The following is an 11,390-nucleotide window of genomic DNA, read 5'->3' on the forward strand; positions in this document are numbered from 1 at the left end:
CCCGAAAATCAAGATCAAAATATGACCTTAACCACCTTCGTTTCCGTTCCGCGCAAAAATTCCGCTTCAACCTGCTCCCCCTTTTCATGATCGCCGAGTACATCCATATAATCGTAAATAGTGTTGATCGTTTTACCGGCAAGTTTGGTAATCACATCGCCAGCCTGGATTCCTGCAATTTCCGCCGGACGTGCTTTTGAAACAGCATCAATTTTCAATCCCTTGCCGGAAAAACTATAATCCGGCATTACGCCTAATGTTACTTTGAAATTAGAGGTTGTCGCACCTGCATGTGGATTTCCGGCAGGCAAAAACCCCGGATCCTGTTTTTCATTATCCAGCTTTTCCAAAACGCCCGCAATCAATTTCAGGATATTTGCCTCTCCTTCGGCATTGATTTTATCAGAATCGTCACTCGTTTTATGATAGTCGCTGTGGGTTCCGGTGAAAAATTGCAGTACCGGAATATCTTTCAGATAAAATGAAGTATGATCCGAAGCACCCACACCCGACGAATCAATCGTGTATTTCATATTCTGTTTTTTGGCAAGATCAGGAATGATTTCCCCCCAGGCAGCGCTGGTTCCCCAGCCGGAAATTATCAAACCTTTATCCGGATTATAGCGTCCGATCATATCCATATTGATCATCGCCGAAATGGATTTGAGCGGAATTGTCGGCGATTCCGTATAATATTTAGAACCCAGCAGCCCAAGTTCTTCACCGGAAAATCCGATAAAAAGAAAATTGTGTTTTTCTTTGACAGAATTTCCGGCAAAATATTTCGCCAGTTCGATCACACCCGTCGTCCCGGATGCGTTATCATCGGCGCCATTGTGAATCAAATTTTTACTATCCGGAGAAAGTGATCCGCTTTGATAACCTTTTCCCAAATGATCATAATGCCCGCCAACCACAATCGTTTTTTCGGCTCCATTATCCAGAAAACCAATTACATTCCGGGCTATCATTTGGTGTGGAAAACCATCTATGCCAATGGTTACCTGAAAAGGCTGAAAATAAGTGCCATTCGTTCCGGCAGCTTTCAATCCTGCACTTTTGAAAAGATCAGCTAAATAATTCGCTGCTTTTATTTCTCCCAAAGTAGCCGTTCCTCTTCCTTCAAAAGCATCCGACGCCAAGAGATCCACATGCTTTTTAATATCCGAAGCACTGAAAATCTGTGCCGCACTCCATTGGCACGAAGTACTAAAAAGTACCAATAAAAAAAATAATTTTTTCATTCCAATTTTTAAAAACCATCAATAAAAAATCTTAAAGATTATCTCTTAACTCGGCCAGGAATTGTCTCACCCGGCTAAGTTTGTAAATCATGAGCTGCGCGTCTTCTTTTCTACGCAGCTGTTCCCTTGCACCTTTTATCGTTCTCCCCTGCTTACCGGTTTGGTGCATTATTTTTTTAACTATTTCAATATCACTTTCCGTGTACCGTCTTCGGTTCCGCGCATCACGTTTGGGATTCAGCTGAGGAAATTTTGTTTCCCAAAAACGCAAGGCAGAAGCTTCACAGCCCACTATTTCAGCTACTTCATTGGTATCATAATAAAGTTTTGTATTTGGTTTTGTATCCATAATCAGAGTCTGAGGTTGTAGCTGGCTAAGTTAGTTAATTATAATAGTTCTAAACAAATTGTTCATGTAAATCCCGTAATTATTTTGGAAGAATCAGTAGCGAATAGTAAGTTTCAATAGAACTTATACGTGTGATTTTTCATTTTTTTCTGAATTCATTTCGAGTAAAATTTGAAAAGAATCTGATAAAATTAACGCGCTTAAAAACCCGTTTAGTGCAGAAGATCAATTTTGAATGTAATTTGCCGTATGGAAAGCACGGCCAATATTTCTGTATTATTAATTTACACGCTCGCTATATTACTGACGATCAGTGCAATAATTATCATATATTTGATATTGAGATTAAAAAAAGAAGCTGAACAAAACCGGCAATTCATTCAAAAATCGAAGGAAACAGATTCGAGAAAAGAAAACTTTGAGCTTGAAACGATTAAATCAAAACTCAATCCGCATCTTTTTAAAAACGTACTGAATTCCATCCAGTCACATGCTTACCAGAGTTATTATGCGCTCGACAAGCTTTCCAACGTTCTGGATTACATCTTGTATGAAAGCGATTGTGAATATGTCTCTTTACAGGAAGAAACCGATTTCGCCCTGAGTCTTATTGAAATTAACCGGTTAAAAGTCAGCCCGTTATTTGATTTAAGAATTAAAAATAAAATAGACAAAGACGATTCTCTTTTCGATGAAAAACTGGTAGCACCGCTTATTACGATTGACCTGATCGAAAATGCTTTCAAACATGCCGATATTCAAAATCAGGATGCGTTTATTTCCATCGTTTTTGATTTAAACGAAACCACATTTTCACTTACAGTTACCAACAAAATCAGCGCAAACCCTACCCTGAAAAAGGAGAAAAGTGGTTTCGGAAAGGATAATCTGCGAAAAAGGCTTGCTCTGGTTTACCATGAAAATTATTCACTCGAACACAAAAGGGAAAACGATATTTACATTGCTCACCTGAAAATCAATCTGCTTGAACACAAAGCTAAAATGTCTTCTGCTGGATGACGAACTGCCCGGGCTGACTTATCTGTGCATGTTGTGCGAGCAAATTCCCGGGCTTGAAGTAGTCAAAGCATTTAACAATCCCGTCAAATTAATGAAGGCGTCCGAAATTCTGGATTTTGATCTGTGTATTCTGGATATTGAAATGCCTGGCCTGAACGGACTGGAAGTGGCTCAACTTTTAAAAGGAAAACCTGTGATTTTCATTACGGCTTATAAGGAATTTGCTGCGGAAGCTTTCGATCTGGATGCGGTGGATTATATCCGTAAACCAATTCAGAAAGAGCGTCTGGAAAAAGCGGTTTTAAAAGCTGCAAAACTCATAGAAAAAGGAAAAACGGAGAAGCAATTTATGCAGCTTAATACCAACAAAGGAAAAGCACTTGTTGCCTTTGACCAGCTTTTACTCATTACCTCAGCCGAAAAAGAGAAGCGTGATAAAGTGGCTTATCTTGAAAATGGCATTGAAATAACATTGAAAAATATTTCTTTCGAACAGCTCCTGGCTTTGTTGCCAGCAGAAAACTTCTGCCGGATCAGTAAAAAAGATATTATTGCGTTAAAAGCAGTTCGTTTTTTCACGCACCAGGACGTAACGACAACCATAATTCCCGAAAATTCGGAAAGAGAGCTCGTCATTACACTCGGGGATAATTTCCGGAAAGAATTTTTGGAAAAAGTTTCAAGTTGAAATCTTCGTTATAATTGAAAATTTCCATTTTGAATCAATAAGAATTCACATCTCTTCCACAGCCGCTTTGATAATTGCGTTGAGACATACTTCCTGTCCATTTTCATGTGAATGAATCTTCGTCCATAGGTTTCATTACAGAATACTTCCCGTTTGTTACATATTAGTTGCCTCCCAACTTCCACAGGTGCATATTCGCGGCTTGAACTGGTAAATTTACTTTCGCTGGTTTAAAATAAAATACAAGAATAATTCCTGAACCTTTAACATAAAACGCTACCGAATGAAGAATATACGAAATCTGATTTTCTATGCCCTTACCATTGGCGTGTTTTCAGGCCTGATGTATTTTCTGATCCTGAAAGGACAGGTGCTTGAAATTAATAAGGTAACGATCACAAAAGATCCTTTGACCACTTCTTCCTGGTTTCAGTTTATTGATACCTACAAGCAAAATATCACCAGTCCGCTCGCCATCCTGCTTTTGCAGATTATAACGATTATCCTCGTCGCACGGACATTCGGTTATGTTTGTAAAAAAATCAAACAGCCCACAGTGATCGGCGAAATTGCTGCCGGGATTTTCCTTGGGCCATCCTTTATAGGTATGTATTATCCTGAATTTTCAGGCTTTTTATTTCCCGCCAAATCATTACCAAATCTTCAATTTTTAAGTCAGATAGGACTTATACTTTTCATGTTTGTGATTGGTATGGAACTGGATCTTAAAGTACTGAAAAACAAAGCACAGGAAGCCATTGTAGTTAGCCATGCCAGTATTATTTTCCCATTTGCCCTGGGTATCGGACTTGCATTTTTTGTCTATGAGCGTTTCGCCCCTGCTCAGGTCAGCTTTCTGTCCTTCTCGCTTTTTACGGGTATTGCATTAAGTATTACTGCATTTCCGGTTCTTGCGCGTATTGTTCAGGAAAGGGGTCTATCAAAAACCAGGCTTGGCGCTATGGCAATTACCTGCGCTGCCACGGACGATATCACTGCCTGGTGTATTCTGGCTGCCGTTATTGCCATCGTAAAAGCAGGTTCGTTTGTCAGCTCCATATATACGATGCTTCTGGCGGCTGCTTATGTGGCTGTCATGCTCAGGCTGGTAAGACCTTTTCTTAAAAAAATGGGTGATATTTATTCTACCAAAGAAGGATTGACGAAACCGGTTGTAGCTGTTTTTTTTATCATTTTGCTGGTATCTTCCTATGCCACCGAAATTATTGGTATTCATGCACTTTTCGGTGCGTTTATGGCGGGCGTGATTATGCCGGCGAATCTTAATTTCAGGAACATTTTCATAGAAAAAGTTGAAGACGTAGCACTTGTTTTATTACTGCCCCTGTTTTTTGTGTTCACCGGTTTAAGAACACAAATCGGTCTTTTGAATGATCCCTATTTGTGGGAAATTACGGGATTGATCATCGCCGTAGCCGTTATCGGAAAGTTTGCCGGAAGTTCGCTGGCTGCGAAATTTGTCGGGCAAAACTGGCGTGACAGCCTTATCATCGGCGCTTTGATGAATACGCGTGGACTGATGGAACTGGTCGTGCTCAATATCGGCTATGACCTGGGCGTGCTGACACCGGAAATATTTGCGATGATGGTGATTATGGCGCTGGTAACAACCTGCATGACGGGCCCGGCGCTGGATGTTATAAACCGGTATTTCCCTGAAAAAAATGTGGAACTTCCGGAGTCAGTCATTGAAACAGGAAAATATACTATCCTGGTTTCTTTCGGCAGTCCGGAGCGCGGACAAACCATGCTGCGGCTTGCGAATAGTTTTGTAAAAAAAGCACCTTCCAATTCAATTATTACGGCTTTGCATTTATCTCCAAGTAATGATTTAAATCAGTTTAATTCGGAAGAATATGAACAGGAAAGTTTCGCGCCGATTCACGAGGAAGCGAAAAAACTGAATCTTCCGGTTGTTACTTTATTCAAGCCTTCACAAAATATTGACCGTGATATTATTGAAACGGCAAATCTTGGGAACTTCGATCTACTTTTGGTAGGAATTGGACGTTCGGTTTTTGAGGGAACAATCCTGGGTAAAGTTCTGGGTTTTACTACCAAAATTATCAGCCCGGAGAGACTTTACGATACTATTACAGGTAAAGAGAAGTTTTTTGATTACAGCATTTTTGACGACCGCACCAAACATATCATCAAGGCCGTAAAAGGCCCGGTTGGGGTTTTGGTAGAAAAGAATTTAACCAAAATTGAAAAAATATTCATTCCGATATTTTCTTTGAGCGACAGCTTTTTACTGGTTTTTGCGCAGAAACTGATTCATCATAGCGATGCCCGGATCATTATTCTGGATGCCAGCGGCGTCATTCGTCAGAATCCGGAATTAAAGGAAACGATTTCAGCAATTGAGCAAATTGCCCCTAATCACATTGCTTTATATCACGATAAAAAAATAGAAAAGGAATTTCTTGAACAGCAGGATTTAATGCTGATCAGTCTGGATAGCTGGAAAAAAGCAGTGGAAACCCATAGTTTATGGCTGTCAAATTCGCCAAGTGTTTTGATGATCCGTTCGTAACAGATTTTTTAATTCATTGAAAAGTAGAAATTCAGGTAATTCATTTTAGTGATTATATACGAAACCGGAACAACGTTTTTTTTCCTAAATTTACTTTTCTCACTAATCCCGAAAAATCAATGGATCAGCGCATTATTAATCTTTTCGACGAATACACGCATAAACCGCTAACACGGGATAACTTTTTAAAAAGACTTGCAAAACTAGCCGGAAGCACGTCCGCAGCACTTGCGTTGCTACCGCTTTTGGAAGTAAATTATGCCAACGCGGCGACAGTGGCAGAAAATGATGACGACATTATTACCGAAGATATTCATTACGATGGCGACGGATCTACCATGGGCGGCTATCTGGCCAGACCCAAAAAAGCCGGAAAATATGGATCCGTTTTAGTGATTCATGAAAATCGCGGACTGAACCCGCATACCAAAGATATTGCACGGCGTATTGCCAAAGCCGGATACATCGCTTTGGCCGCCGATGCGCTTGCGCCTTTTGGAGGAACGCCCGCAAATGAAGACGAAGCGAGAGCGGCTTTTGCCAAAATTGATGCACAAAAAAACCTGAATAATTTCCTGAAAGGGCTGGATTATCTCAAAGCAAGGCCTGACAGTAATGGTAAAACCGGCTGCGTAGGATTTTGCTGGGGCGGCGGATTGGCAAATCAGCTGGCTGTAAATTCGCCAACTTTGAAAGTTGCCGTTGCGTATTACGGACGTCAGCCGGAAGTGGCGGATATTCCGAAAATTAAATCTTTTGTGCAATTACATTATGGCGGCCTTGATGAAAGGATCAATGCCGGAATTCCTGCTTATGAAGAAGCATTAAAAGCAGCCGGTATAAAATATGAATTATACGTTTACGAAGGGGCTCAACATGCTTTCCTGAACGACACAGCTCCTACCCGTTACAATCCGGAAGCGGCAAAACTTGCCTGGGAAAGAACGATGAAAATATTCAAAGAGAAAATCGCCTGAGGAATGGGAATCTCATAAAAACTCCTGTTTGAAAGGTATTCCAAACAGGAGTTTTTTATTGATAATTTTTAAGTATCCCGATTTTTTCAACCGGTAAGATCTGCCAGCCTTCGGGCACGGCAAGCTGCGTATCATCAGGAATAAAATGGCGGCTGTCCATCATTTTCCAATTGTAAGGATAAATGTCACTTACCTTATTATTTTCTGACCAGATAAACCAGCCGTCTTCCCCTTTCCTTGTTGTTTTTATTCTGACAAAAACGTTGTTATCAAAAACCAGTCTTTTGGGTATAGCCGGATTGTCTTTCCAGTAATTTACCAGTTCCGGATATCTTATGGCATAAGGCGGTTGATTGAATTTAACGACTTTGAGACGTTTGTCAATAACGCCATCTTTGTCAAGAGAATTTTTTGACCAGTTTTGAAAACGATTGTCTACATGAATTCCCAATGGACTGTCAATGAACAAATTGTTCTTATAGGAAATGTCCTGTCCTCCGCCGATCAGTATCGGAATTGTACCTGCTTTAAAAAATATATTCCCAAAAACTTCCATTCCACAGGCACCGTCATCATGATAAATTGCCGTGGTCCGGTTGGCATTTCCCAGATGATGGAAATAGTTGAACCTTACTTTGTGCCCTCTTTCCGAAGCGTCTCTCCCATAATAAAATGCTCCCTGATCATCAACTTCCCGGCAAACATCATAAATCGTTGAGTATTCCAGAATATGGTCATTTCCGTGTAATAAAATGGCCATACTCGGCGCGTTGTAAATTTCGCAATTAGCAATTCTATTTCCGACGCCGTCAATATTAATGGCAGGGCGATAGGATTTTTCAATACGGTTAAAATCGTGTATCCGGCAATTTTCAACACTGTTTCCCGCTGGCGTCAATGTTAACCGGTCGCCTCCACCAAGGCTAACCCCGCCTGCCCCGGTATTGTAAATATGACAATTTACGATCCTGTTATTTTCCCCTCCCTGTCGGTTGAAAGTTGTATTTTCATAAAGATGCTGATCCAGACTACCCAAAACCCGTGAAGATTCCTCGCCGCTGCCTTCATGTTTTTGGGTTTTAAATGGCATAATTCCTTTGCCAATAGTGACCGCCAAAGATCCAAGATTCCTGAAAACACAATTGGAAATTGTACAGGATTGCGACCGCTCCATGTAAATGCCCATACCTCGTGAAACTTCAAGAGAAATGTTTCTAATAGCAATATTTTGCGATCCTTCGAGCACAATTAATGGGTCTTGGAGCATGGATAAATCCAGTTTGGTAACGATAGAAGGCAGATAAAAAAACAGCAGTCCTCTTTCGCGGTCAAGGTAATATTCACCATTCTGGTCAATTTCTTCCGGAATATTATAGGCATACCAGCGGTTCCAGTTTTTACCAGAATCAAAACCATAAATATGTGGCTGAGCTGTTGTGAAAGTTTTGGCGACTGTATCTATCGCAGCCAGTTTTATTGCATCTTCGGCATAGCCATAGTTGAAATAACCTGATATCCAGACCTCTTTTGATTTTTTCCAACCCGCCGGACGGTCGGAGCCATAAACAAACTTCCCTCCGCGATTACTATTGTCGCCATTTCTTGGCACAGAACCTTTGTCGATAACCTGCCCCATCGCTATGGTTGAATCATTCGGCCATCTAGCCAGTTGTCCTGGTTTATCGTTGATAAACAATTCCATCCAGGATGGCTGATACGGCCTTGAAAATCCTACACTGTGCAATTGACCGTAATCCGAAATATTGAGTTCACGGAGGTTCAGAACACCAATTTTCTTTCTGGCATCTTCTGCAAATTCATTGGCATAGGCAGTCTGATCGAGCCGCTTTACTTTCGATGGGTTAATTGAAATCCCTCCTGAAAATATAACCGGTTCATTCCCCCAGGGCATCAGCACGATATTTTTATCGTTTACGCCAAATTCAAGTGTATTTTTAAAAACGTAAGTACCGCCACGCAGGTAAATAATGGCTGGTTCTCTGTTCCCGGGTAACTTTCTTACAACATCCTGTGCTTTTGAAATGGTACCAAAAGGCTTGTCTTTCGTTCCCGGATTATTATCATTGCCATCCAAAGAGACGAAAAAAGTATCAGCACTTTTACATACTGAAAAATTCAGTACCAGTAAAAAAACAAATGCGGTTTTATGAACGAACATACTGATACTGCTTTGCATAAAATGATTTTTTTATTCTGAAACGGTGTTAAGAAATTCATACTCCGGGATGTAAAATTCAACTTCCTGAACCGTTTCTGCAACTTTCACGTATTTATTCTTCTGACTGGCCTGAAAATTTATAACACAAATAATCATTTAACTGATAACAGACTTCATTTATTAACTTTTTTAAAATATATGTCAAAGCTTTTTTCCCCTCTTGAAATTAAGAGCGTAAAATTTAAGAACAGGATCATTGTTTCACCCATGTGCCAGTATTCCTCCGTTGATGGATTTGCTAATGACTGGCATCTGGTACATTTAGGAAGTCGCGCCGTCGGCGGAGCTTCTCTGATTATTTCAGAAGCTACCGCGGTGTCAGCGGAAGGACGAATTTCTCCCGATGATCTTGGTATCTGGAAAGACGATCATATTGAAAAACTGCAACAGATTACGTCTTTTATCAAAGCACAACAATCTGTGGCCGGTATTCAACTTGCTCACGCGGGCAGAAAAGCCAGTACTTCTGTGCCTTGGAAAGGTAAGGACAAAGTAAATATTGAAGACGGCGGCTGGACTACCTTTTCCGCTTCTCCCATTGCTTTTGCAGAAAATTACCCGATGCCGGAAGAGCTCGATCAGCAAGGAATTGATAAAGTAGTTGCTGATTTTGCTGCTGCCGCAAAACGTGCATTAACCGCCGGATTTGAGGTTATAGAAATTCATGCCGCGCATGGTTATCTTGTTCATCAGTTTTTGTCTCCGCTTAGCAATAAGCGCACGGATGAGTATGGTGGAAATTTTGAAAATCGTATCCGCTTATTGCTGCAGATTATTGAAGCAATAAAATTGGTCTGGCCAGCTGATTTACCGCTTTTTACCAGAATCTCTGCAACGGACTGGGCTGAGGGTGGCTGGAGCCTGGAAGAGTCTGTAAAACTTGCATCAATATTAAAAGGAAAAGGAATTGACCTGATTGATGTTTCGACAGGCGGATTGGTCGCTCCCGTTAAAATACCTGTGGGTCCGGCGTACCAGCTTCCTTTTGCATCCGCAATAAAAAAGCAAACTGGTATCCTTACCGGAACAGTCGGAATGATCACGGATTCGGTTCAGGCCGAAACTATACTTGTAAATGGAGACGCCGACATGATTATTATGGCCAGAGAAATATTACGTAATCCCTATTTCCCGTTACTGGCAGCAAAAGAAGTGCATGACGAAACAGCCTGGCCGGTGCAATATGAGCGGGCTAAACCTTAAAACTCCAAATTCCTGTCCGTTTTCACGGACAGGAATTTATCAATTATTTACATTTTTCTTAATCGTCGAATCACCTTTTGAACTTTGGTCGTTCTGATAGTACAGATATCCTTCTGTCTTGTTTTCCGTAGTTTTTATTTTTTTGCTTTTTTGATCCATCTGGCGGCTGCAAGATGTTAGTAAAGTAACAGCCATCAGTGAATTGATCAAAAATATTGCGATTATCCTTTTCATGGTCGGATCCGTTAAGTTGATGAATTTCTACTTTGATTGTAGACTAATTAACCATTCACAAAAAAGATACCAACCCTACAAGCCTCTGAGAGCAAGAATGATGGGGAATGCTATGCCCGAAGAACACAGGTACAGTTTTTTTTATATTCAGTAAAAACAGAATAATTATACTTCATCAATAACCGTTATGGCAGAGTTAATCACATTTATACAAGTGCTTGGAAATCTTTTTCTTGCAGCTTTAATCCTTTCAGCCCTGATTTTCACTACATTTTATTATGTTTTGGGCCACATGTTAAAAGAAATAAAACTGACACCGTTACTTAGAAAAGGTGTCAGTTTCAGAAGAAAATCCTATTAGTCCGGACATGTTTATTGAGGTATCTGCCGGCATGAACATATCAGGATATCAGTTTTTGCCTCAATAAAAATTCAAGTTGATTATTTGCATCAATCAGCTTCTCCAGCAATTCTCTGTTTTTCTCCCTCAGACTGAAAATTTCATACGCATTTTTGATAATAATCCGCAGTTGCTGCTCGTCCCATGGCTTATTAAGATAGTAATAAATATGGCCTTTGTTAACAGCATCAATTACAGCATTGATATCTGAATATCCGGTGAGTAATATACGAATAGGGTCCGTGTACTCTTTTAAAACTTCAATTAAAAAATCTACACCGGTCATTTCCGGCATTCTCTGATCGGTAATAATAACATGTACCTTATTGGATTTCAACACTTCCAATCCCTCCTTTCCGGATGTAACAGTCAGGACGTTAAAATCTCTTCTGAAGGCGGCTTTAAAAGAATTTAAATTATTTAATTCATCATCCACATAAAGGATACTTATTTTCTCGGGGCTTTCCATTTCATTGATT

General features: G+C 40.4%; 11 protein-coding genes. 6 read left to right on the forward strand and 5 right to left on the reverse strand.

Going from position 1 to position 11,390, the window contains the following annotated elements:
* Nucleotides 1-14: 14 nt before the first annotated feature.
* Nucleotides 15-1,244 (reverse strand): M20/M25/M40 family metallo-hydrolase, encoded by a 1,230-nt coding sequence (locus FDK13_RS13700; RefSeq protein ID WP_137340571.1) that lies wholly within the window; start codon nucleotides 1,242-1,244, stop codon nucleotides 15-17.
* 31 nt (nucleotides 1,245-1,275) lie between these two features.
* A complete protein-coding gene (locus tag FDK13_RS13705) occupies nucleotides 1,276-1,593 on the reverse strand; it encodes a MerR family transcriptional regulator (protein ID WP_137340572.1) in 318 nt (105 codons plus the stop codon).
* Between the two features lie 249 nt (nucleotides 1,594-1,842).
* On the opposite strand from FDK13_RS13705, the gene FDK13_RS13710 reads away from it, so the two are divergent.
* From FDK13_RS13710 to FDK13_RS13725, 4 genes are all read left to right on the forward strand, one after another.
* The gene (locus tag FDK13_RS13710; protein ID WP_137340573.1) at nucleotides 1,843-2,613 is read left to right on the forward strand and encodes a sensor histidine kinase; all 771 of its coding nucleotides are present in this window, start codon (nucleotides 1,843-1,845) and stop codon (nucleotides 2,611-2,613) included.
* Nucleotides 2,579-3,301, forward strand: a complete 723-nt coding sequence (locus tag FDK13_RS13715; protein WP_137340574.1) for a LytR/AlgR family response regulator transcription factor — start codon at nucleotides 2,579-2,581, stop codon at nucleotides 3,299-3,301. The genes FDK13_RS13710 and FDK13_RS13715 overlap by 35 nt, the downstream gene beginning before the upstream one ends.
* Nucleotides 3,302-3,584: 283 nt before the next feature.
* On the forward strand, nucleotides 3,585-5,858 hold the full coding sequence (locus FDK13_RS13720) for a cation:proton antiporter domain-containing protein (protein WP_137340575.1): 2,274 nt from the start codon (nucleotides 3,585-3,587) through the stop codon (nucleotides 5,856-5,858).
* Between the two features lie 119 nt (nucleotides 5,859-5,977).
* Nucleotides 5,978-6,835 carry a dienelactone hydrolase family protein gene (locus FDK13_RS13725; RefSeq protein WP_137340576.1) on the forward strand — a complete coding sequence of 286 codons (858 nt, stop codon included), beginning with the start codon at nucleotides 5,978-5,980 and terminating at the stop codon, nucleotides 6,833-6,835.
* Nucleotides 6,836-6,890: 55 nt separating this feature from the next.
* Here FDK13_RS13725 and FDK13_RS13730 read toward each other — a convergent pair whose 3' ends face one another.
* Nucleotides 6,891-9,032: a right-handed parallel beta-helix repeat-containing protein gene (locus tag FDK13_RS13730; protein WP_137340577.1), complete on the reverse strand. Its 2,142-nt coding sequence runs from the start codon at nucleotides 9,030-9,032 to the stop codon at nucleotides 6,891-6,893.
* Nucleotides 9,033-9,212: 180 nt separating this feature from the next.
* Between FDK13_RS13730 and FDK13_RS13735 the strand changes: the two genes are divergently transcribed.
* Nucleotides 9,213-10,277, forward strand: coding sequence for an NADH:flavin oxidoreductase/NADH oxidase (locus FDK13_RS13735; protein ID WP_137340578.1), 1,065 nt, complete (start codon nucleotides 9,213-9,215; stop codon nucleotides 10,275-10,277).
* 39 nt (nucleotides 10,278-10,316) lie between these two features.
* Here FDK13_RS13735 and FDK13_RS13740 read toward each other — a convergent pair whose 3' ends face one another.
* Nucleotides 10,317-10,511: a hypothetical protein gene (locus tag FDK13_RS13740; protein WP_137340579.1), complete on the reverse strand. Its 195-nt coding sequence runs from the start codon at nucleotides 10,509-10,511 to the stop codon at nucleotides 10,317-10,319.
* A gap of 187 nt (nucleotides 10,512-10,698) precedes the next feature.
* On the opposite strand from FDK13_RS13740, the gene FDK13_RS35405 reads away from it, so the two are divergent.
* A complete protein-coding gene (locus tag FDK13_RS35405; protein ID WP_170982798.1) occupies nucleotides 10,699-10,872 on the forward strand; it encodes a hypothetical protein in 174 nt (57 codons plus the stop codon).
* 40 nt (nucleotides 10,873-10,912) lie between these two features.
* Here FDK13_RS35405 and FDK13_RS13745 read toward each other — a convergent pair whose 3' ends face one another.
* A complete protein-coding gene (locus FDK13_RS13745) occupies nucleotides 10,913-11,380 on the reverse strand; it encodes a response regulator (RefSeq protein ID WP_137340580.1) in 468 nt (155 codons plus the stop codon).
* Between the last annotated feature and the right edge of the window lie 10 nt (nucleotides 11,381-11,390).

This window comes from Dyadobacter frigoris (assembly GCF_005280585.1).
In the GTDB taxonomy this organism is placed as follows: Bacteria; Bacteroidota; Bacteroidia; order Cytophagales; family Spirosomataceae; genus Dyadobacter; species Dyadobacter frigoris.